Origin of the sequence: Companilactobacillus formosensis (assembly GCF_005405305.1) — a bacterium.
Classification (GTDB): Bacteria; Bacillota; Bacilli; order Lactobacillales; family Lactobacillaceae; genus Companilactobacillus; species Companilactobacillus formosensis.
Window position 1 is genome coordinate 37506 of sequence record NZ_BJDU01000001.1, and the last position, 23190, is coordinate 60695.

Sequence of the window (23190 nt, forward strand, 5' to 3'; positions counted from 1 at the left end):
AAAATATGAATGAATATAAATATATAAGCATTGTTATTAATAAGTTTGATTTGCCGTTTGAAGTAAAATTGGCCACTTTGAATGAAGGTGCTATTAATAAAGAATTAGTTGATGAGACCATTGAAAAAATTTCTGAAAACGTTCAAGAATATGATAGTCTGTTTTCATTAGAGAACCATGATTCGTTATTATCACGTTTCCAAGATGGTGAAGAAACTGCCTTAATGACTTCGAAGACTTTTCGTGAAGTTTATGAACAGACAATTACAGCTGAACAAATGACCCATCATTACTTTAGCTCTTACTTTAATGGGAAGTATGATCCAATTGGTTTATTGAATGGTTGGATGATCGATCAAATCTTTAACCGTTATTTATTATCATTATTGAGTGATGAAGGTATCGATGGTGTGTCACTACGTTGTGGTGAGGATGTTCGGTTAGCCAGTCGTCCCAATATTGACTTTAGATGGCGCATTGCAATCAAAGACCCTAAGAACCTCGACATCTTGTTAGCAACATATTTTTTGAAGAATGGTGCTGTTTCAACTGCTAATGAATTGCGTGGTTTGCGAAATGAAAAGAGCAATGTTGAGCAAGTAACGATTGTTGGCAATAGTGCTGTGGATGCTAATATTTGGTCATCAGCTGGATTGTCGGCCGGGTCTAAGTTCTCCGATTTCATTACTAAGTACCATTTGACCGGCATGATCGTCGATAAGTACGCTGGGTTAGAAAACTTTCGTGATGGCTTTTCTGATAAGATTCCTTTACGTAAATGAACTGTGTAACGTCGTTATACGGTTCTTTTTTTGTTTAAAAATTCTATTTTTGGTCATAAATAATTCATATCTCATTTTTATAATTTTATATATAGTCAAAGAAGATTTGACGCTTGATATAAATGAGGTACGTTATGAAAATTAAAAAATATTTTTTCCCTAATATGATAATTAATCAAATGAATGAACAATTTAAACTTGAAATAGCGACAACTAAAAATAATCAGATTCTAATGGAACAAATGAAAGCAGCTCGGCAAAATGTTGAGCAATTTTTAATTGAGGTTAACCACCAATTTTCGCCATTTGCTTATGATTCTTTAGTTTCAAGATTTCAACGAGGAGATAAAACACCATTACAAGAGTCAAGTGACTTTGCGATGATTTATAACTCAACGGTTTTGGCAGAACAAATGACCCAAGGAGTTTACACGCCATATTTTGCTGGTAAATATGATCCTAATACTTTGGTACAAGCCTGGGCACTAGAACAAGCTTTCAATAAATATGTAACGCCGTTATTAGAAAATTCTGACATCGAAGGAATTTGGTTGAGTAATGATAAACAAATTAAAGTTGCTACTAAACCGGAATCTGATTTTAAATGGGCAATTGATATCAATGACTCTACTAAAGAAGAGCCACTGACAACTTATTACTTGCAAAATGGCGTTATTGCGATGTCTGAGAACGATTTCGAGTCAGTCCACATGAATCTTAGTGATATCAAACAAACCATTGTCATCGGTCAAAATATCGTTGAAGCAAGCGTTTGGGCAGAGGTTGGTCTTTTAACAACTGTTTCCAAATTTGTAGATTTTATAGAAGCTTATGATCTATCTGGTTTAGTAATAGATAAAGAAGAAATACCATTGGCCTTTAGTGATGGTGCAATTGAAACCAATGAAAAGAAAATATCTTAATATAAAAAGGAACCTCGCAATGTAGATTTTCTACACCAAGAGATTCCTTTTTTATTAAAATGAGATTATTTTAGTCGTCCCATTGTTCAACTTCATCTTTGTAACCATCAGGGTTGCCACTCCAGAAGAAGCCACCATACCAGAGACTTCTCTTGTCTGTGTCAAAGCCATTGATTTCTTTCATGTCGGCGTCACTTAGTTCGAAGTCATAAACGTCAGAGTTTTGAACAATTCTTTCTTCGTGAACTGACTTAGGAATGGTAATGATGCCATTTTGTAAGTCCCAACGTAAAATAACTTGAGCAACTGACTTGTTGTACTTGTCAGCAATCTTCTTAAGTCTAGGGTCGCCTAGAACTGAACCACCACCAAGTGGAGACCAAGCTTCAAGATGAATATTATTTTCATCACAGAAATTCTTGATATCAACTTCTTGGCAAAGTGGGTGATATTCCATTTGGTTAACTGCTGGTTTAATTGAGCAGTGTTGGAGAATATCCTTTAATCTTTCAATATTGAAGTTAGAAACACCAATAGCACGGGCTTTGCCTTCTTTATAAATGGTTTCCAAAGCACGCCATGTTTCTAGGTAAGTTCCATCAACTGGCCAGTGAATCAAGAGTAGATCTACATAATCAGTTTGTAGTCTCTTTAATTGACCTTCGAAGTTGTCGAGTGTTGATTGATAACCTTGGTCACCGTTGAAGATCTTAGTTGTTAGGAAAATATCTTCACGCTTGAGACCATTGTCTGCAAAACCTTTTTGTAATCCTTCGCCTACACCAGCTTCGTTACCATATTGTTTAGCAGTATCAATTGCTTTATAGCCGTGTTTTAATGCCCATTGGACGGCTTGAGAAGCACCAGAATTGTTGACTTTCCAAACACCCATACCTAATTGGGGCATTTTAACACCATTATTCAAAGTTACAGTAGAATCTAATTTTAAATTCATGTCTAACTAACCTCCTATAACTATAATTTTAACTCAAATATTAGTTTGATACTTGGAAATAGACTGTGCATTTGGTATAGTTCAATTGTATACGCTATCATAACTATGATTGATATATTGCGGGAGAAGGTTTTTTCTAAATGGAAGAAAAGTTCACGGATATTAATGAAATAAAGACGAAAATTATTAATTTATCAGCGACTCTGAACTTACCTAAGGGAACGGAGGCGTTTATTAGTGATGTCCATGGCAATTACGACAAGTATTTGAATATCATTCGTAGTGGTGCTGGCAATATCAGTCGTAAAGTCGGAGAACTTTTTAATGGTCGTTTGACAGTTCCCAATCAACAAAAATTGGTCTGTTTGATTTATTATCCTGAAGATATTTTGAAAAAAATCACCCCCGATCTGAAAGGCAATGATTTAGAGCAATGGTACATGGATACGACAAATCAGATGATTGAAGTATTGCGCTATGTAGCTGAAAAGTATCCCCAAAATGTAATCGATCAATCGCTTGATACGCAATTTTTAGATATTTCTGAAGAGTTAGTTTTTGGAGATTTGAGAGCTGAAGATAAGCGTCAATACTATCGAGAAATGGTCAAGCAGTTAGTTAAATTAGGTTTAGCGGATGAATTTATAATCTCTCTTTGTCACGCTATTCAGAAACTGGCAATTGAGCGAATTCATATTGTTGGCGATTTGTACGACCGCGGACCTCATCCTGATAAAGTTATTGATCATCTGACTGAGACGTGGCAGAATTTTGATTTTGAATGGGGCAATCATGATGTTTTGTGGCTAGGAAGTATGGCCGGGTCAAAACTGTGTATGATGAATTTGATTAGGATCAGTGCCCGTTATCACAATTTGAAATTATTGGAAGATGTTTATGGAATTGATCTAACTTCGATGGTTAAATTCGCGACAAATCGTTACATGCCTTTGCCAAATTTTGAACCCAAAGTAGCTTGGGCCGGAATGACTGATGAAGAAAAGGATATCGATAATTGCATTCAACAAGCTGCGGCGATAATTCAGTTTAAACTCGAAGGACAAGCAATTAAACGTCGTCCGGAATTTGAAATGGATGACCGCTTATTATTGGATAAATTGAGTTTGGATAAAAGAACTATAACGATTAATGGGAAAGACTATCCAATCGAAAATGGTTGTTTTCAAACAGTTAATCCAGCTTCACCTTATCAAATTACTAATAGTGAACGTGTAGTTTTAATAGATTTAATAAATCAATTTATTCAATCAAATAAATTAAATGAGGACATGTGGTTTTTAGCTGACAATGGGGGAATGTATCTGGAACATAATGATAACTTGCTATTTCATGGATGCATTCCAGTAGATCAAAAAGGTAATTTATCTTCTATTGCCATTGAAGGAAAAGCCTACGCAGGAAAAGAACTTTTGGATTACAGTGAGTATATTGTCAAAGATGCTATGAGACATCCAACAACAGCTGATTGTTTTAATTCCGATTTTATTTGGTACCTCTGGGAAGGGAAAAAATCACCATTATTTGGTAAAGATAAAATGACTACTTTTGAACGCTATTTTGTTAATGACAAAGAAGTTCAAAGAGAAACACCTAATCCATTTTTTGATTTGTGTAATGAAGAATGGTTTGCCAATAGGATTTTAAGGGAATTCGAACTAAGTACTCGCGGTCATATCGTTAATGGTCACACGCCAGCTGATGAAAATGCTAATCCTGTAATGGCAGACAAAAAGATTATTGTAGTCAATGGGATGTTTGACGCTAAGCGAAGTTCAAAGATTGGTGGTCATACATTGTTATACGATTCCTATGGCATGCGTTTGGAAACTTTGAAACCATTCGCTAATAAAAACAAATCGATTGCTGAAATGTCGGACGTCGTGATGGATAAAGAAATCGTTGAACACTCTTCAGAACGTCGTACGATTAAAGATACTGATTATGGGAAGAGTATCCAAAAGCAAATAAAGTATTTATGTAAATTTATTAAATGAAAAAAGCGATTCATATCTTATAACATAGATATGAATCGCTTTTTAGTAACCAGAATTAAGCATTCTCTTTTGTTTTTTGATCCTTTTTCCAATTATCTTTGTCATCGTCCCAGTGTTCTGACAAGGCATGTTTTGGCAAGATTAAGTTTAAAATAATGCCAACAACTGTAGCCACACCAACACCAGTAAATTGGAAGCTACCGATTTGTAGATAAGCGTTACCGATACCGATAACTAAGATAACTGAAGCAATCATCAAGTTACGTTTTTCATTGAAGTCGACTTTGTTATCAACTAAGATTCTTAAACCACTTGATGAAATAACTCCGAATAAGACGAAACTGATACCACCGATTACTGGTCCAGGGATTGTTTGAATCAGGGCACTCAATTTACCAACGAATCCAAACAGAGCAGCGAAGACGGCAGCACCGATAACAACGTAAACACTGAAAATCTTATTAACAGCCATAACACCGATGTTTTCACCGTATGATGTTACAGGAGGACCACCTAGAAAGGCGGCAACGATTGAAGCTGTACCATCACCAGCTAGAGTTTTGTGAAGGCCGGGATCTTTGAAGAAGTCACGTCCAGTCAATTCGTCTAGTACCATGATGTGTCCCAAGTGTTCTGCCATCGTTACGAAAGCGATTGGTGCAAAACTCAAGATAGCGCCCCAATAAATTTTCTTAGGCATGTAGTTAGCAAACATTACATCGAAAGCAGGTAATTTGAACCAAGGTGTAGAAATAACTTTTGAAAAATCAACAATACCTAAAGCAACGGCCAAAATATAACCGCCGATGATACCTAAAAGAATAGCAATATTACTCCAAAATCCTCTCAAAACCATGTTCAAAATAACAGTTAGAAATAAAGTGAACATAGCGACACCAAAGTAAGTCAGATCATAGTGAGAACCGTTCATCATGGCATTGTTAGCAGCACTTCCAGCAACTGACATACCAATAACGATAACAATAGGTCCAACGACGATAGGTGGTAAAGCTTTGTCGATCCAATCGGAACCAATGAAACCAACAATCAATGAAACAATCAAGTAAACCATACCAACGGCGATAGTACCTTGAGCGACACCGGCATAACCAACTGTCTTCATCAAGGAAACCATCGGCACAATGAATGAGAAACTAGAACTCATGTAAGCTGGAATCTTACGATGAGTAATTAAAATATGAATAATTGTTCCGACACCAGAACTGAAAAAGGCAATACTAGGATCTAGTCCAACTAGTAACGGTACCAAAACGGTGGCACCAAACATTGAGAATAAGTGCTGTAAAGATAAAAAGGCCCAACTGCCTAATGGCGGTCTTTCGTAGACGTCTAAGACTGCGTCTGGGTTGCGGTACTGCTGATCATTTGTAGCCAAAAGAAACATCTCCCCTAAATGTATTTTTGCAAAAAAATAGCCCTCTATCCCGTGTATGCGAAATAAAAGACTGAACGTGTTTCCTTATTAGCCTCACGGGACCAATATTTAAAGGACTATATTTGATTGCTTTCACTATAATTGAGTTGCAAAGCAAAGTCAATAATGAAATACTAAAAGAAGTATTTTAAGCGCTACCAAGAAGGAGATATTATGGTCGAATTATACATTGTAAGACATGGAGAAACAGATACTAATTACGAAAATCGTATCAACGGGATGTCTACTGATAAACCCTTGAATGCTAACGGAATCAAGCAAGTTGAAACTTTAGAAAAAAATATCAATATTAATGATTTTGACGAAATTTATTCAAGTCCTTTAAAACGTGCCGCTCAAACTGCCAAAATTTTGAATCAAGGCGTACACGAAATCAAATTAGATAAGCGTCTTTGCGAAGGTGATTATGGTTCATGGGACGGTGTTAAGGCAAGTGAGTTGGAACCCAAATATCCCGATGCATTTGATGAGAACCACTATTTGGCACCTAAATATGCTGATTATGCTAAAGATGGCGAAACATTTGAACACGTTTATAAGCGAGTAGATGATTTTTTGGATGATATGGCTAAGAAAGGCGACAAGAAAATTATGGTCGTTTGTCATGGCTTCGTTAGTCGTGCCATCATGAAAGAAATTACCGGAATCAAAAATATTTCACAAATCATCCAGCCAGCTAATGCAGGAGTTTCTAAGTACATGATTTCTAACAGTGGCAAGCGTTATCTCATGTACTATGGACGTGCTAATAATTTTGATTAAGAGGTAAATTATGAGTCTGACTAATAAAGTTCCCCAAAAAGATGTTCAAAAGACTTTCAATAATATAGCTGGCAACTATGACAAACTAAATTCCATTATGAGTTTAGGAACTCACCAAAAATGGCGTAAAATCGCTACGGCAAAAATTGACAACGGACCAGATATGATTCTTGATCTTTGTTGTGGGACAGCCGATTGGACGATCATGTTAGCTCAAAAATATCCACATGCCAAAGTCGTTGGGTTAGATTTTAGCTCCGAGATGTTAAAAATTGCTCAAGCAAAAGTTGCGGCCTCAAATTTAACTAATATTGAATTAATGTCGGGCAATGCTATGGATTTGAATTTTTCCGATAAAAGTTTTGACGTGGTAACGATTGGTTTTGGTTTGCGTAATGTACCGGATGCTAATCAAGTGTTGAATGAAATTTTTCGTATTTTGAAATCAAATGGGCAATTGATCTGTTTGGAGGCTTTCAAAGTTCAAACACCAGTCGTCAAACTAGGCTGGGAAATGTATTTCAATCATTTGATGCCTTTGATGGGAAAGGTCTTTGCCAAAAGTAAGTCGGAATATCAATATTTAGATGACTCAGTTAATAAGTTTGTTAGTATTAAACAACTAGCGCAAATGATGCAAGATGCAGGTTTTGACGATATTGAAGTTACAAATTTGATGTTGAAAGCTGCTGCAATCCATTTTGCAAGAAAATAGGCACGAAAAAAGAACACCCGGGGAAGGTGTTCTTTTAATTTTTAGGGGATTAAATATATATGTTATAGGGGGGATGAGATGAGATTTCGTATCTCTCATCTACAATTAATACTATACTTAATAAGTGTGAATCAAATATTTTGAAATTGTGAAGAAAATGTGAAGATTAGCTTTTTTATGAAAAAGGCTGCATTTATCATGATGTAGCAAGCTAACAATCCAAATCAGGAGTGATCTTTATGTCAAATATTAGAGATGTTGCCAAACTTTCCAAGCACTCGGTCTCGACAGTTTCTCGAGTTATCAATGATCGAGGTTATGTCGCTGCCAAAACTAGAGCTGAAATTATTGATGCAATGGAAAAATTAGATTATCATCCTAACGATGTTGCCCGTGCTTTAAGTACTGGTCAAACGCACACCGTCGGGGTTGTTTTGCCATATATTAGTATTCCTTATTTTCAAAAATTGGTCGCTGCTATCACTCGAGTGGCCTTCAAGGAAGACTATCAAGTGATTTTATTGCCATCTGATTATAACGAAGAAAATGAAATCAAATACTTAGAAATGTTAAAACATCATGCCTTTGACGGAATTATTTTTACTTCCCGAGCCATTTCATTTGAAAAAATCCTCGAATACAAACAGTATGGACCCATTACTTGCTGTGAAGATACCTTTGATTATCCAATTTCTTGTGCTTATACGAATCGGGGTCAGTCATTTGTCGATGTTTTCAAAGTTTTACAACAACATAATTTTGACCATATCGGCGTTACGGTCAGCCGTAAAGAATCCTCAAGCCAGTCGACTAAATTAATTAAACACGCTTTTCATCAGGTTTTTGATAAAAAAATCGATCAAGACCATGTTTACAATAAGGCCAAAGATTTCAAAGGTGGCAATCTCGGTGCCCAGTATTTATTAGAAAAAGATCCTGACTTACAGGTGATTTTTGCTAACAGTGACCAAGTTGCTGCTGGAGTAATCCAACAATTAATCAAGATGAAGAAAAAGATTCCAGTTATTGGGCAAGAAGATTTGGATTACAGCCGTTTAATGAATTTCTCAACGGTAGATCATAAATTGACCGAAATTGGTGAATATGCTTTTTGGTCTATCTTTGAAAAAGACGTCGTGAAGAAGATGATTCCATCGGAATTGATTTTGCGTGGATCGTTAAATGGAGAATAGATAAGCAAAAAGGGCATCCTTAATCAGAAAAGGATGCCCTTTTTAGGGGATTTATTTTGTTATAGGGGGGAAGATAAAAGTATAGTCATCTTTTATCAGTTTTTCGTTTGTTACAGGCTTATCAGAAAATAGTTTCAATATTTTTATTACGTAAAACTTGGATAGCCCTGTTTATAGATAAGTCTTTTTAAATTTTATAAATTCTTAAGTCCTTTTGTAGTAATTTAATACTACATCCCATGAGAGTAGAAAAATTCCACTCTGCATATATCAGTATAGCTTATTTTGTGTATAACTACTACCAGCAGATACCTAAAATACATAAAAAAACACCTCGGGGAAAGGTGTTTTTTAAATTAGGGGATTAAATATATATATGTTATAGGGGGTGAGAAAAGGGATTTATTACATCTCTCATCTACAAGTTATATAGTACTTTATTAATATGAAAAATGTATTTATAAAATGTGAAGAAATTGTGAAGGTACATCAAAATTACGGCAAGAATCAACAAAAGAAGCCCGACCATACCGAACCAAATTCAGTAAGTCGGACTTCTCTGAAAAGTCGAAGTTAAATTGATATTTTTAAGTATTAGTCAATATCAATGTGATGTCCTGATTCAACCTTCTTTTCTAACTTTGGAAGGTTAATTTCTAGAACACCCTTGTCGTAAGTAGCTTTGATACTCTTTGAATCAACTGCTGGCAAGTGATATTGTCTCATGTAACGACCACTTGAACGTTCACTCATAATCATGTCGCCGTTCTTATCATTGTGGTCGTTAAAGCTATCACGATGACCACTAATTGTTAGTACATCATTTTCATAATTGATGTCGATATCCTTCTTATCAAAATCGGGCATATCTACATGAACCTCGTAATTTTTATCAGTTTCTTTAATATCAGTCTTCAATGTTGAATCTTCTGGGAAATTGTTGTCAAATATGGATGGAAAATTGTTCATCCAAGAATCATTGTTGAACCAATTTCTCATTAAATTGTTACGATCCATAATTTCGTTTGTCATACTATGTTACTTCCTTTCCCTTCATTACAAATACATTGTAAGACCTTTTCGGGTGGAAGTTCAAGAAATTAGCACTCTTAATTGTCGAGTGCTAAAACAACAAAAGATCAGTAAATTATAGATTATTTTATGTGATATAATTAACATGAAAAAAGAGGGTTAGTTAAATGACTAAACTAATTTTGAAACGTATTTATGACAAAGAATTACCTGAAGGCTATCGAGTCTTAGTTGATCGTCTATGGCCCCGTGGAATGTCTAAGGTCAGAGCCAAACTTGATCTTTGGGCAAAGCAGATTGCCCCATCAGCGGAATTGAGAAAATGGTTTGGACACGATCCTGAAAAATACACCGAATTCAAGAAAAGATATTTGGAGGAAATTAATCAGAATCCCTATACGTCTGAATTCTTAACGGAAATTAAATCCGCTTTGCAAGAACAAGATGTTTTGATTTTATACAGTGCTAAAGACGAAGAACACAATGATGCGGTAGTTCTCATGGAATATCTAAATAAAAACATTTAAATATTGTAAATGAGGTTGGCTAACGAAAATGGAAGAGTTCGATTTACAGTCTTTATTATCTAGCAACGAAAAATTAATAATCCGCCTGCTGCAGGCATATGCCCAAACTAATAATATAGCTGTCTTTGTTTTGGGAAATGACGATCACTTGCGTGCGGGTATTTTTGGTGTGCTATCAGAAAGCGCTTCCTTAATACAAAAGGATAAAAAGACAGATTTGTCAAAATTAAGTATTCATAAGTGCAAATATCATATGGAATATGCTGACGCACCAATCAGAATATCCCAATTGAATCAACGAGTTGGAAAAATTTGTGTAGCCAAAGACACTATTGAAGTTAGCCCTAAAAGACTAGATTTAATGCGTAGATTGAATGATCAAGTGGTTTATTTGCGTACAATGGTTGAAGGAATATCCAAAATAATCATTGAAAATCGTGGTATTGATGATTTTATTATTAAATACGCTCTAGATGCTAATGAGACTATTGATGATTTAGACGACAATGACGGCAAGGCTTTGCAACAAATCAAGACGATGTCGACGTCAAATGCTTCCATTATTTCTGCAATAGAGTATATTGATAGTAACTTAGATAAAAGATTAACGTTGGATCAAGTTTCGAGTAAAGTTTATTTGTCAGATTACTATTTCAGTAAATTGTTTAAGCGAGAGACAGGGTTGAGCTTTTCAGTTTACTTAAATGCACGTAAAATTCAAAAAGCGATGCTCTTATTAAAGGAATCTGACAAAAGTATCAATGATATTTCCGATGCCTTAGGTTTCACTAGATTGAGCTACTTTAGTCAAACCTTTAAGAAATATACTGGGGTCGCACCGACGAAATATCGTACCGAGGGTAATAATTAAAATAATTATTAAAAAAAATTGAGGTAATCTTCTTAAATACAAGAGAAGATTGCCTTTTTTTATTAAAAATATTGTAGTAAGATTTAAACTTAGTGTAATTCATTTACGCAAATTAAGGGGTAAATTTTCATGAAAAATGTCTTTAAAAAAGAATCAGTGGCAACTTATTTAAAAGCTGATTCCAGACTTACCAAGACTCTTGGTGCAAGAGATTTATTGTCACTCGGTATCGGAGCGGTCATTGGTACAGGTATCTTTATTTTGCCAGGTCATGAAGCGGCGTTACATGCTGGACCGGCAGTTACAGTTGCGTTTTTGATTGCAGCGATTGTTTCTGGCTTTGTCGGGATGGCGTATGCGGAATTTTCATCGGCTATGCCCGTGGCTGGCTCGGCTTATTCGTTTGGAGCAGTCATTTATGGCGAAATTATTGGTTGGATTCTTGGCTGGGCCTTGATTTTGGAGTATTTCTTGACAGTTTCTGCTGAAGCAGTCGGATTTGCTTCGTATTTCAACAACAATATCTTAGGAGCTTTTGGGGTTCACATGCCAAAGTTCTTAGCGGCTGGGCCTTTGGAAGGTGGAGTTATTAATATTTCAGCGACTTTGATTGTTTTGTTGATAGCGTTCATTATTTTGCAAGGTGCTAGTTTGTCGAAAAAAGTCGAGAACGTGGCAGTTCTGATCAAAGTGACGATTATTATTTTGTTCATCATCGTTGGCGCTTTTTATATCAATACTAAGAATTACGTGCCATTCTATCCTAAACAGTTCCACACTGAACCATTTGGAATGGGCGGAATTTCCACAGCTACGGCAACAGTCTTCTTTGCCTTCGTTGGTTTCGATGCTTTAGCGGCTAATTCCGCAGAAACTATCAATCCCAAAAAAGATGTTGTTCGTGGGGTCTTAGGTACCGTGGTCGTGGCGGTAATTTTGTACGTTGGCTTCTCTTTTGTTTTAACCGGAGTGGTCAATTACAAAGAATTAAACGTTGATGATCCGGCGGCTTATGCTTTGAAAGTAGTTCATTTGGACACCTGGAATAAATTGATTACTATTGGTGCCTTAGTAGGAATTTTCACGTCATTATTAACGATGTTCTTTGGTGGCTCACGTTTGGTTTATGCCTTAGGACGTGACGGTTTGTTGCCAGAAAAAATGGGTGAAGTTGATGAAAAATTCTCCGTGCCTAGAAATGCCGTTCTATTGGCGATGGTCGTTCAAGCCTTCTTTGCTGGGTTAGTACCATTGACAGAGTTGACTTCCTTGATCAATGCTGGAACTTTGTTGGCCTTTGTCTTTATCTCGTTTGGAATAATTCCTTTGCGGAAAAGAAAAGATATTCCCAATGACGGATTCAAGATGCCTTGGTATCCAGTCTTGCCAATCTTGGCTGGACTTGCCAGTATTTATTTCCTATTCATGTTGCCAACGATTTCTAAAATCAGTGTTGGTCTTTGGATCACCATTGGAATTATTGTCTATTTCGTTTATGGATTGAAACATTCAAAATTACAAAATAAAACACATTAATTAGAAGATAGGTTTTTAGTTAGTAGTAATATTACCGTCCTCCATAGCAAAGAAAATTTGGCTGGAACGATGTGGACACGACTTGGAGCCTTTGCTAAAACCAAAATCGGGCAAAGTCTTCAAGCTCGGTCTTTCACTAGGCAATAAATTGCCAAGAGAAATTTCACATCTGAGCCAATTTTCTTTGCTATTACGGACTAGATAGTGGTTCTATTTTTAATATCAACAGGCCAATAGCATTTATTTGGGGTTTACTACTCGCAAATAGATGCTATTTTTAACTTAATTATTAGAACAATTCTACTTTTATTAGAAAAACTCTTTTTTTAATAAAAATATTGTAGTAGACTTTTTACTTAATTAGTTGCTTTCGAGAGGAAGAATTTTTGTGAAGGATATTTTTAAAAAACAATCAGTAGATAATTATTTAAAAGTAGATGCTAGACTGACCAAAAGTTTAACAGCGAAAGACTTATTAGCGCTAGGAATTGGGGCTATCATCGGAACTGGTATTTTTATTTTGCCAGGACACGAAGCAGCCTTACATGCGGGACCAGCAGTGGCGGTTGCGTTTTTGATTTCCGGTATTGTAGCTGGAGTCGTAGGGATGGCTTATGCAGAATTTGCGGCCGCTATGCCAGTAGCCGGATCAGCGTATTCGTATGGTTCAGTCATTTATGGTGAAGGAATCGGCTGGATTCTCGGTTGGGCTTTGATTTTGGAGTATTTCTTGTCGGTATCCGCTCAATCAGTCGGATTTGCATCGTATTTCAATAACAATATCCTCGGAGCTTTCGGAATTCATCTGCCTAAGTTCTTATCCGCAGGTCCACTAGAAGGCGGGGGAATCAATCTCTCGGCAGTTTTAATCGTTTTGATAATTGCCTTTGTGATTGCTCACGGAACTAGTCTCTCGAAAAAAGTCGAAAATGTTGCAGTCGTTATCAAAGTCACAATTATTGTTTTGTTTATTTTGGTAGGTGCTTTGTACATCAAGACTAAAAATTACGTCCCATTTTATCCACAAGAATTTCGGACTTCTCCTTTTGGATTAGGTGGTCTGTCAACTTCAGCAGCGACAGTTTTCTTTGCTTTCATCGGATTCGATGCTTTAGCTTCTAATTCGGCAGAAACTATCAATCCCAAAAAAGATGTTGCCAAAGGAATCCTAGGTACAGTCTTTATCGCCATTGTTTTGTACGTGGCATTCTCGTTAGTTTTGACCGGGATCGTTAACTATAAACAACTAAACGTCGATGATCCGGCAGCCTATGCCTTGAAAGTTATCCATCTAAATACTTGGAATAAATTGATTACCATTGGTGCTTTGGTTGGGATTTTTACGGCTTTAGTGACCTTATTCTTCGGTGGCTCTAGATTAGTTTATGCTTTGGGACGTGACGGTTTATTGCCTAAGAAGATGGGTGAAGTCGATATGAAATACGCGGTGCCAAAGAATGCGATTATCGTTGCTACAGTCGTGCAAGCCTTTTTCGCTGGTTTAGTACCATTGACTGAGTTGACTTCGTTGATCAATGCAGGAACCTTGTTGGCCTTTACCTTCATATCATTTGGAATTATTCCTTTGCGCCATCGTAAAGATATTCCTAACAAAGATGGCTATAAGATGCCACTTTATCCAGTTTTGCCAGTTTTGGCGGGATTAGCTAGTTTGTACTTCTTGATAATGTTGCCAAAGCTATCAAAAATAACAGTAGTCATTTGGTTGATTGTCGGCGTTATAGTGTACTTCACTTACGGATTAAAACATTCTAAATTGCAAAATAAAAAATAGCCTCCAATTGGAAGCTATTTTTTCTTACTCTTAGGAGCTTTTTGATTGTTGATCATGTGAATTATCAAGGTAACAATGATGGCACCAATTAAGACACCGACGAAGAGTAGATTGGGAACTTCAATGTCGATAGCGGGAATTGATAAGAACAACTTGATAGAAATAAATAAAATCAAGAAATAAGCCATACCGTTCAACTCTGGAATCTTACTCATCAAGCCCATAATCAATTCAGCGATACCTCTCATGGCTAAGATACCAATCATACCACCGATTAAGACGATAACGGGGTTACTAGAAATGGCTAGTGAGGCTAAAACAGAATCGATTGAGAAGACGATATCCATCAATTCAATTGAGATAACAACCTGCCAAAATCTAGAAATGTGAAGATGTTTTTCAAGTTTATTTTCCTTTTTAGGTTCTGTCGGAGATTTAACTTTCTTTTTGTTAGTAAAGAAGAAGTGCTTTAAGAACAAGTAGAATAGGTAGGCGGCACCGAAAACTTTGATCCACCAGAAGTTAATTAAGTAGACACCGACACCGATAACTAAAAATCTAAAAATGTAGGCACCGAATAATCCGTAAAAAAGAGATTTTTCTTGTTCAACTTTATTCGGTAGCGATTGAGTTTGGGCGGCTAAAACTACCGCATTATCAACGGATAAGATACATTCCATCACTACTAGTGAGAGGATAATTAACCAGTCTTCACCTGATTCGATCACAGTTGCCCAGTTGTGAAGGTCGAAGAATGGGCCGTACATATTAACTAGTGCATTCAATCAATATTCCTTGCTTTCATTATTGTTTTTGTTGTGTAAAGCATACCAGATATTTACTGTAAATAACAAATTAATAATTGGGGGGAGGATGAAATATGCCATCGTCCACAAAATCCCTGTGATTGGCCGGAACATAGCCGACGCGATTTTGATAAATAAAAAGGTCCTAACAGAACTCAATGAAATGAATTCTACTAGGATCTCTGTATTTTTTTAAGTAATTAAACCGCAGGTACGAATGTAGTGTAGATCAACCAAATATTTAGAATAGTCAATACTACAGCGATGAAGTAACCGATGTACTCGATTAGTTTGTTATTAGCGAATTCGCCCATCAATTCTTTGTTACTTGTAAATTTGATCAATGGGAAAATTGAGAATGGTAAAGCGACACTCAAGAATACTTGTGAGAATGTCAAAAGTGATTCGATTTTTGCTTCGTTACCGTGATAGATTACCGCAAAGGCGATAACTGGGATGATTGACATCAAACGAGTAATTACACGTCTTGCCCAAAGTTTCATCTTCATGTGGACGAAACCTTCCATAACGATTTGACCAGACAAGGTACCAGTAATGGTTGAGTTTTGACCTGATGCCAATAGGGCAATCGCAAACAAAATACTCAAGACAGGACTAGCAACAGCACCGGCAACTTTTGGATCTTGCAAGGCATTGAACAAGTCAACGAAACGTCCAAGGTCACTGTTTGTACCGTAGAACAAAGCAGCACCTAGAAGTAATAGTAAAGTATTAACAACGAAGGCCAAAGTTAATTGAATATTTGAATCCCAAGTTGAGAAGCGAACGGCTTGGTGAATACTCTTAGGGTCTTCACGGTCGTATTTTCTCGCTTGTGAAATTGAAGAATGCAAGTACAAATTATGTGGCATAACTGTCGCACCAACGATACCAAGAGAAATGTAAAGCATACTTTGATTTTGTAGGATTTGTGGGTCGGGAACGAATCCGATTACCATTTGTCCCATATCTGGACGTGCCAAGATAACTTCGTATAGGAAAACGAATAGAATAACCATAATTAAAGCTGCAACGATAGCTTCGATCTTTCTAAAGCCAAGTTTCATCAAGACTAATAGAAGTAAAACGTCAAATGCAGTGATGATAACACCCCAGAGTATTGGAATGTTGAAAAGCAATTTCAGCGCGATGGCCGAACCAATAATTTCAGCGATATCAGTCGCCATAATAGCTAATTCAGTGATGATCCAAAGAATAAAACCACCAACTTTAGAAGTTCTATCCCTAGTTAATTGAGCCAAATCTCTTCCGGTCACAATGCCTAGTTTAGCCGCCATGTATTGCAAAAGCATCGCAATCAAACTAGAAATCAAGATAACAGATAGTAATTTGTACTTAAATTGAGCACCACCAGCAATAGATGTTACCCAGTTACCTGGATCCATGTAACCCACGGCAACTAAGGCACCAGGACCACTGTATGCTAATAGGGTTTTAAAGAAACCCGCATCAGTTGGAACCTCAACGGTGTCATTAATTTCTTCCAAGGAAGGGCCGTTAGCATAATGAATTAGGCTTTCGTGTTTTTTATTTTTTTCACTCAAGCGTATATCCCCCTTTTTCAATCTCAAGATATAATATCATGTTAGAGAGCAACATTAAAGGGTCTAAATAAAATAATTAAGTATCCCTAAAAATAATCGTCAAAAAGCCGTCATAATTGCATTTTTTTGATAATATAGCATGAATATTTTTATGCCAGATGGTTCTTTTTAACAAATAAATCAATGCAAATGATTACATTTTTCTGAAACTATCAATTCATCTTCATGTATTTAATGACTGAGTACGATACAATATAAGTGATAGATTTTGAAAATAAAATATACTTGATTATAATTACTAGAAAAGGGATAAATTTAAATGAGTGTAATACTACTAATAGTTGATGTGATCTTTTTTGTCGGTGCTGTTTTCAATGTTTATTGGCAGTCACAGATTGAAATTAGATCAATTTATAAAGTTTCATCATTGATCTTCGCAGCCTTTATCGGTGCATGGTTACTAGTTTCACCAACTGGTCAATTATCTTACATCATCATGGTTGCCTTGTTCATGTTGTTGAATATTATGAATGGTGTCGGTGGAGTCGGAGAAAAGAAAATCGTTCTCAACGGCTTTTATTCAGGTGTGCTCGATTATGCTTCCGTCGTTCACGTAACTTTGATTCCAATTGAGATTCAAGGTCGCAAACCTAAAGTAGCAGTGATTTTCAATACAAAAAGACCCCAACAAGTGGAAATGAACTTTAATATTTCCTATAAAGAAATGCAAAAGTATCTTGATAAGAAGTTGTCTAATGAAGTTTCTGTGGAAGTTGGACAAATATAAGCAAAATAAAAATGAGATGACGATTCCGATTACTGGAGTTTGTCATCTCATTTTTTTGTTTGTATTTTCCTACTATAGTCGATTAAAGAAATCAGATTTGGTGTTGAAGCTTGAATAATAGAGCCCAGTATTACCAGATTTTTGGGCGATTACTGCAATCTTATCAATCAATTGTTCTTGATCTTTTGGGAAATAGATTTTTCCCGCAGGTCCCATACTATAAATAAAAGTCGTTAGTTTGCTGAGTAATCTTTCAGGATATTTATTATTGTCGATTGTTTTATTTACTTGAACTAGAACATCAGATATATCTCTTAATTCCGATTTTTGTTGAAAATCATCTCTGTTAATAATCAAATCATTTAATGAACTAATAAGTGATTTTGCTTCTTTGATTTCGTTTTCTCTGTCAATTTTTTTCATCAGTATTCTCCCTCGCTAAATGTAATGAATCTCCACTACTTAATTTTAAGAGGATTTAAAATAATTTGAAAAGAATGTCATGAATGATGTCAAAGGAAGTCCTGAAATAATAGTCAAGAAGATGATATATATTTAAATCATTTTGTGTCGTCTTAAGGTTTGTTTATGCAAAGAGCAGTGAACAGGAGAATTTTGATTCAATTTTATTCATAATTAAAGACCCATTCCAAAGAAAAAGTCATTTCCTAGGTTTTTCAAAGCAGACATTTTATGCCACAGTTTTGATTCGGTATCGTTAAGACTGACATTTTCAGAGGTTCTTAACATTGAAGCCTTAGTAAGAAAGTAAAGAAATGCACCAGTGAATGCTTTTCCATCTTTTTTCTTCAGTTCTGTTAAAGTAATTTCGACATAGTTACAGGTTTCAGTATTAGGATGATATTTCTTTAGGGCAGTACTTAAGTTAGTAACGGCATTAATAATTTTTGCTTTGTCATCGTCTTTCATAATTGATACCTCCAAGAGATTATGTTGAATGGTTATAGTATGTAGGTTAATTTAAACATAATTAAATAGATGTTAAGTGAAAATATCCTGAATGCAGTTCTTATAGTCTTGGAGATTGAAAAATATTTTACTTTTGGCTCTTTAAATTAATTGCAAAATTAATTTAAAGTCGCTTAGTGTTGAAGGATTTTCTTGATTTCAGATTTAAGTTTTCTTGATTTACCTATTGGGAACTTTTTGGCTGAATCATTTTTGAATGTAATGAGTCTATTCGTGAAATTGGCATTTCTGATATTGTTAGGATTTATTAAGCATGACCTGTTGAGCTTCAAAAGAAAAGGGTATTCTTTTTCTAAATCACTTATTTTATTGTAAAACTCATAATTACCATTGATTGTTTCTAACGTTAATCGATGAGGAACACTTGAAGTTTCGATGAGGACAATTTCAGATTGATCAAAGTTATATATCTGATTACCGATTTCAAAAGTAAAATTAGAATTTTCTTTTTCCATGGTTTTGTTTGTTATGTTTTCTGCATATTTTAGAGCATCGTATAAATTATCCCGATAATCTTCAATGCTTTGATCTTTTTCAATAAAATCTATAGCTCCAACCTTATTTTTTAGAGTAACTGGTGCCATTTCGTCATGGGTTGTAGTAAAAATAATATTGGCTTGAACATCCATTTTTCTTATCTTCTTAGCTAAATCAATTCCATTTGTATTTGTTCCTAAATCAATGTCGAGAAAATAAATCCCATGGGATAATGGCTTTTCAGATAAGTAATTAATTACTTCATTAGGATTTAAAGCAGCTAATTTCAGTTCTAAAGGATCGTCATGAAACATAATATAACTTTCAAGTATTATTTTGATATTTTTGAGTTGAGTGGGATTGTCCTCACATATAACTATTGGATAACTCATAATAATCTCCTAATTTTTAGTAAGGACAATTTGAATATTAAATATTTTTTCATCCTTATGATAATTAATAAATAAATTTGGATATTTTTTGCTTATATCTTGAATATTTATCATGACAAGTCCGGCATGATTTTTTTTAGTGGAAAATCCTGTCTTGCGCATATTTTGAATAGTGGGTGACTTAGAGTGTACAAGAGTATTCTCGATGGAAAATAAAGTGGTTTTATCATCATTAATTATTGCTATTTTGATATTTCCATTTGGATTATCCTCGACTTCTTCTATGGCATTATCGATTGAAATACCTAATAATCTTATGAAATCAAATATGTTCATGCCGATATTTTTGATAGTCGATTTGCATTCAAAACTATATTTGATATCAAGTGTTTTCATTGTTTTGAATTTACTGATCAATAGACTCTTTATATAAGAATTAGAGACGTACTCCAAATCTTTATAGAAGTTCATAGATGTGTTTTCAAAATAAATGTTTGAATAGCCATTTAATTCGTCAAGTGATTTTTTCAATTCGTTATTATTTTCAGATTTGGCCAATTCTTCAAGACTCAAAAGTATATTTTTATAATCGTGTTTGAACTTATGCATGTTTTTTTGATCAGTATCTAATTGGCTGGTATATAGCTTTAGATTATCAATTTGCTTAATCAGTGATTCTTTCTCTAAGTTCTCCTTTTGTTTTTTTATCTCAGCCGATGAATATAGAATTGTTAATAGTGTCTGTATTATTAAAAACAATATTACACCGACAATTAATTTCTTATATGCTCTAAAATGTTGAATTAAATTCATGAATAAAAATAATGATATGTATAAATATGACAATAAAAAGCTTAGTTGAGGTGATTTTTGTTTTTTAACTAAAGTACTAAAGCCAAAATACCTGTAGAGTAATATGGCTAATGTTGATAGTAAAAAGCAGGTTACAGAGTCTATTAGAACAAGCAAGAGACTGTTTATAGTAAGCATATTATTAAAATACACTATCAATGAAGAACTGATTATTGAAAACGAGAGTTCTAATATGGCTCCTAGAAGAATTGAATTTATTAAGTAATAATTTGTCTGGTGATTCTCATTGAGTAAGAAATACATGGCTATAAAAAGGGTGAAAATCATCCAACTAGGTAGAAAATAATCCAGGATAAGAGAATACACAAATAGAAGAAATATCTTTAACCAAATTCTAGTGTTTATTTTACGTTTCAAATAATAAACATTAATGAAAATGTAAAAGAATATTAATTCTGTAAAAAAGTAATCAATTATGGTTCCAATGATGCTAATTTCTATCATGAGGTTAATCTCCATAAAATATGCTAAATAATATTTTACCTACAATTTATGAAAAATAAAAAAACGCCTTCTTCTGCTGATTTTCTTCAAATCTCATAATGGTTAAAGTATTGCAGATTTTGAATGCTTTTTTGAATGAATATCATAAAAATGATGAATGAGATCCTAAAACGAAAGTTCATATTTTTAGACAGTTCATGATATCAAAAGCACTTATTCAGGACATATGTCGTATCAAATATTTGCCCCTATGTAAAATATAAAGACAGGATCACTAACACTTATTTGTTAGCAATCCTGTCTTTATACGTTTTGGTTAGTGTTGACTTGCTTCTCATCTTTTTCCGTTAAGGCCGTGTAAATAGCACCCAAGCCTAATACCAAACATATGATGTCTAATAATCCAGTTATTGAAAAAAGTTGATCATGATGAAATAATCCGAATGTCTCGTATAGTAAGGATAATCCAACCCAGAATCCTAGTTTCTTATAGAACTTTTTGTTTATATTTAATGATTTAAGTTTGAACATATTAACCCCTTGTTACATATTGTTTTTTTTGATTGGATTCACTCTGTGTAAATAAATGCAGGATCAATTATATTATTCACTTGATATCCATAAAAGGATTATCACATTCAAAAAAATTAGATTAAATGGAATACTGCAGAGATCCCTATAACTAAGAAAACAACACCTATAAATAGGGAGAAGTAGATGGCTAGTGGAGAAAATCCTGATGTGGTCTTATTTCCGACTTTTTTCAGAACATTTAAATATTTGATACTGATGAAGAGTTGCCAAATGCCGATAAGTATAAATAGAACGCCAAAGATACTTTCCATGATTCCTGACCTCCATACTATTAATTATAGACTGGCTCCCCAAAGATTGTTCCCTAAAGAATTAAAAGCAAACAGCTTACGCCAAAGTGTTTTTCCCTCCTTATTAAGTTGGATATTGTCTGATAATTTTACGATATTAGCTTGATTAAAGAAGAGTTGTAAACTTCCGGTAAAGGCTACTCCATCGCTTTTTTTAAGTTTTTGTAGTGTCTCACTGACATAAGAAGTTGTTTCTGACTGTGCGTGATTCTTCTGCAATTCTGAAACTAAGGCCTGCATAGTATCGACAACTTCTGTTTTGTTTACCATCGTATGTTGTTCCTTTCTAGATTGAGAGCTATAAATATTTCTGTAAGATTAGTATAGCATCAAGGAAGTAAGCGGTAACAAAATATCCTGAGTAGTGGATTTTTGTGTCTTGAATTTTAATACCCGTAATAAATATTTGATAATTGAGTTAATTGTTGCAACTTTTCTTGTTGATCTTTAGGTAAAGTGATGCCATTTTTGTGCATAGTCGTTGAGATTGTTAGATTCATGCGGCTGAGGATATAGGGAACGGCGGACTCTCTTTTTTCTAGTTCAATTTTGAAATCAGTTAATACTTCTTGGAGTGGTTTAGTTGTGTCATCATCCAAATTATCTAGTAGATCGTCAATAATTGAGATTGCTACTTCACTGCGGTCTTTACCGCCAACAAACCATTTTAATTTCTTCATATTGTGCCCTCCAAAGGGGAAAACTTAATATTTGTTATAATTGTATTAGTAGATATCATTACATCCGACAAGGATGATACGCGGGGAATAAAAATATAGCAACCGTTATAACGCCTTTGATAACGTAAAATGATTTTAACTTTTAAATCACGGATGGTCTGCAGTTATCGGCTATGATGGTTGTTGGTGGTACTTTTAACAATATGTCCAACAATAAAGAAGAAGAATTAGTATTAAGTGATCTGTATGATTTTGTCTTGAATCCTAATATTTCTACCAGCGAAAGAAAAATAGGACTTATGGCAAAAAAGGATTAACAACTGAAGCATCACAATTTTACGATACTATTTACCCGATTCTTATAAAATTAAAACCTATTGGAACTAATCTTGGATATATCGGAATCAATAATAGTTATTTAGAGTAAATATTTAAAGGAGATAGTTAATGTTAGATATAGATACGACCAAAAAAGTAATTCATGAATTGTACAATTCGCTACATTCGCATCCTGATCAATCACCTTATTTGTTAAATATAACGGATGTTTTGAGTCAAGTTTACATGAAATTAGATACGGTGAAGAATCCTGAAGCATGGCTTAGTAGATTAGTGAATTATATTTATATGGAAGCTTTTAGTAGAGTTCCATTTTCCAGAGAAGAAGATAAGTTGCTGATTCGATTAGGTGACTTGTCTAAAAAATCGGGACTTAATGGTCGGAATCGAG

General features: G+C 34.7%; 26 protein-coding genes. 13 read left to right on the forward strand and 13 right to left on the reverse strand.

The annotated features are described in order from the left end of the window. Window positions 1-5 precede the first annotated feature (5 nt). Window positions 6-782, forward strand: a complete 777-nt coding sequence (locus FFM65_RS00175; RefSeq protein WP_119317100.1) for a hypothetical protein — start codon at window positions 6-8, stop codon at window positions 780-782. A 134-nt stretch (window positions 783-916) separates the two neighbouring features. Then, the gene (locus FFM65_RS00180; protein WP_162897856.1) at window positions 917-1705 is read left to right on the forward strand and encodes an FAD:protein FMN transferase; all 789 of its coding nucleotides are present in this window, start codon (window positions 917-919) and stop codon (window positions 1703-1705) included. 70 nt (window positions 1706-1775) lie between these two features. Here the strand turns inward: FFM65_RS00180 and FFM65_RS00185 are convergent, their stop codons facing one another. Further along, entirely contained in the window at window positions 1776-2660 is an 885-nt protein-coding gene (locus FFM65_RS00185) for an aldo/keto reductase (protein WP_059074430.1), read from the reverse strand. A 140-nt stretch (window positions 2661-2800) separates the two neighbouring features. Between FFM65_RS00185 and FFM65_RS00190 the strand changes: the two genes are divergently transcribed. Then, window positions 2801-4675 carry a fructose-bisphosphatase class III gene (locus FFM65_RS00190; protein WP_119317102.1) on the forward strand — a complete coding sequence of 625 codons (1875 nt, stop codon included), beginning with the start codon at window positions 2801-2803 and terminating at the stop codon, window positions 4673-4675. 55 nt (window positions 4676-4730) lie between these two features. Here FFM65_RS00190 and FFM65_RS00195 read toward each other — a convergent pair whose 3' ends face one another. Next, window positions 4731-6071, reverse strand: coding sequence for a uracil-xanthine permease family protein (locus FFM65_RS00195; protein WP_119317103.1), 1341 nt, complete (start codon window positions 6069-6071; stop codon window positions 4731-4733). Window positions 6072-6284: 213 nt separating this feature from the next. Here FFM65_RS00195 and FFM65_RS00200 point away from each other — a divergent pair, with 213 nt between their 5' ends. From FFM65_RS00200 to FFM65_RS00210, 3 genes are all read left to right on the forward strand, one after another. After that, window positions 6285-6893, forward strand: a complete 609-nt coding sequence (locus FFM65_RS00200) for a histidine phosphatase family protein (RefSeq protein WP_119317104.1) — start codon at window positions 6285-6287, stop codon at window positions 6891-6893. Between the two features lie 10 nt (window positions 6894-6903). Continuing rightward, window positions 6904-7608, forward strand: a complete 705-nt coding sequence (gene ubiE / locus FFM65_RS00205) for a bifunctional demethylmenaquinone methyltransferase/2-methoxy-6-polyprenyl-1,4-benzoquinol methylase UbiE (RefSeq protein WP_119317105.1) — start codon at window positions 6904-6906, stop codon at window positions 7606-7608. Between the two features lie 239 nt (window positions 7609-7847). Then, window positions 7848-8801 (forward strand): LacI family DNA-binding transcriptional regulator, encoded by a 954-nt coding sequence (locus FFM65_RS00210; RefSeq protein WP_119317106.1) that lies wholly within the window; start codon window positions 7848-7850, stop codon window positions 8799-8801. A gap of 594 nt (window positions 8802-9395) precedes the next feature. Here the strand turns inward: FFM65_RS00210 and FFM65_RS00215 are convergent. Then, on the reverse strand, window positions 9396-9833 hold the full coding sequence (locus tag FFM65_RS00215) for an Hsp20/alpha crystallin family protein (RefSeq protein ID WP_119317107.1): 438 nt from the start codon (window positions 9831-9833) through the stop codon (window positions 9396-9398). A 167-nt stretch (window positions 9834-10000) separates the two neighbouring features. On the opposite strand from FFM65_RS00215, the gene FFM65_RS00220 reads away from it, so the two are divergent. From FFM65_RS00220 to FFM65_RS00235, 4 genes are all read left to right on the forward strand, one after another. Beyond that, the gene (locus FFM65_RS00220; RefSeq protein ID WP_119317108.1) at window positions 10001-10360 is read left to right on the forward strand and encodes a DUF488 domain-containing protein; all 360 of its coding nucleotides are present in this window, start codon (window positions 10001-10003) and stop codon (window positions 10358-10360) included. A gap of 28 nt (window positions 10361-10388) precedes the next feature. Beyond that, window positions 10389-11231: a helix-turn-helix transcriptional regulator gene (locus FFM65_RS00225; RefSeq protein ID WP_245954197.1), complete on the forward strand. Its 843-nt coding sequence runs from the start codon at window positions 10389-10391 to the stop codon at window positions 11229-11231. Between the two features lie 129 nt (window positions 11232-11360). After that, window positions 11361-12767, forward strand: a complete 1407-nt coding sequence (locus tag FFM65_RS00230) for an APC family permease (RefSeq protein ID WP_119317109.1) — start codon at window positions 11361-11363, stop codon at window positions 12765-12767. Between the two features lie 388 nt (window positions 12768-13155). Continuing rightward, a complete protein-coding gene (locus FFM65_RS00235; protein ID WP_119317110.1) occupies window positions 13156-14562 on the forward strand; it encodes an APC family permease in 1407 nt (468 codons plus the stop codon). Window positions 14563-14576: 14 nt separating this feature from the next. On the opposite strand, the gene FFM65_RS00240 is transcribed toward FFM65_RS00235, so the two are convergent. Together FFM65_RS00240 and FFM65_RS00245 are read right to left on the reverse strand one after the other, a co-directional pair. Further along, window positions 14577-15347 (reverse strand): TerC family protein, encoded by a 771-nt coding sequence (locus FFM65_RS00240; protein WP_119317111.1) that lies wholly within the window; start codon window positions 15345-15347, stop codon window positions 14577-14579. 221 nt (window positions 15348-15568) lie between these two features. After that, window positions 15569-16933 carry an Nramp family divalent metal transporter gene (locus tag FFM65_RS00245; RefSeq protein WP_119317112.1) on the reverse strand — a complete coding sequence of 455 codons (1365 nt, stop codon included), beginning with the start codon at window positions 16931-16933 and terminating at the stop codon, window positions 15569-15571. A 319-nt stretch (window positions 16934-17252) separates the two neighbouring features. Here FFM65_RS00245 and FFM65_RS00250 point away from each other — a divergent pair, with 319 nt between their 5' ends. Next, window positions 17253-17720, forward strand: a complete 468-nt coding sequence (locus FFM65_RS00250; protein ID WP_119317113.1) for a hypothetical protein — start codon at window positions 17253-17255, stop codon at window positions 17718-17720. Between the two features lie 72 nt (window positions 17721-17792). Here FFM65_RS00250 and FFM65_RS00255 read toward each other — a convergent pair whose 3' ends face one another. From FFM65_RS00255 to FFM65_RS00290, 8 genes are all read right to left on the reverse strand, one after another. Continuing rightward, window positions 17793-18143 carry a bacteriocin immunity protein gene (locus FFM65_RS00255; RefSeq protein ID WP_057812832.1) on the reverse strand — a complete coding sequence of 117 codons (351 nt, stop codon included), beginning with the start codon at window positions 18141-18143 and terminating at the stop codon, window positions 17793-17795. Between the two features lie 213 nt (window positions 18144-18356). Then, window positions 18357-18650, reverse strand: a complete 294-nt coding sequence (locus tag FFM65_RS00260; protein ID WP_119317114.1) for a hypothetical protein — start codon at window positions 18648-18650, stop codon at window positions 18357-18359. Window positions 18651-18823: 173 nt separating this feature from the next. Next, window positions 18824-19579 (reverse strand): response regulator transcription factor, encoded by a 756-nt coding sequence (locus FFM65_RS00265; RefSeq protein WP_119317115.1) that lies wholly within the window; start codon window positions 19577-19579, stop codon window positions 18824-18826. 9 nt (window positions 19580-19588) lie between these two features. Further along, window positions 19589-20392 carry a GHKL domain-containing protein gene (locus FFM65_RS12040; RefSeq protein WP_162897857.1) on the reverse strand — a complete coding sequence of 268 codons (804 nt, stop codon included), beginning with the start codon at window positions 20390-20392 and terminating at the stop codon, window positions 19589-19591. Between the two features lie 807 nt (window positions 20393-21199). After that, window positions 21200-21427 carry a hypothetical protein gene (locus FFM65_RS00275; RefSeq protein WP_119317117.1) on the reverse strand — a complete coding sequence of 76 codons (228 nt, stop codon included), beginning with the start codon at window positions 21425-21427 and terminating at the stop codon, window positions 21200-21202. Between the two features lie 116 nt (window positions 21428-21543). Next, entirely contained in the window at window positions 21544-21741 is a 198-nt protein-coding gene (locus FFM65_RS00280) for a hypothetical protein (protein WP_119317118.1), read from the reverse strand. A 24-nt stretch (window positions 21742-21765) separates the two neighbouring features. Next, window positions 21766-22050, reverse strand: coding sequence for a hypothetical protein (locus FFM65_RS00285; RefSeq protein WP_119317119.1), 285 nt, complete (start codon window positions 22048-22050; stop codon window positions 21766-21768). Between the two features lie 116 nt (window positions 22051-22166). Beyond that, window positions 22167-22460: a bacteriocin immunity protein gene (locus FFM65_RS00290; protein WP_059074953.1), complete on the reverse strand. Its 294-nt coding sequence runs from the start codon at window positions 22458-22460 to the stop codon at window positions 22167-22169. Window positions 22461-22633: 173 nt separating this feature from the next. Here FFM65_RS00290 and FFM65_RS12420 point away from each other — a divergent pair, with 173 nt between their 5' ends. Both FFM65_RS12420 and FFM65_RS00300 read left to right on the forward strand, forming a co-directional pair. Beyond that, a complete protein-coding gene (locus FFM65_RS12420; protein ID WP_371851260.1) occupies window positions 22634-22777 on the forward strand; it encodes a hypothetical protein in 144 nt (47 codons plus the stop codon). Between the two features lie 130 nt (window positions 22778-22907). Beyond that, window positions 22908-23190: bacteriocin immunity protein (locus FFM65_RS00300; protein ID WP_137610093.1), on the forward strand; the 283-nt coding region annotated here is incomplete at its 3' end.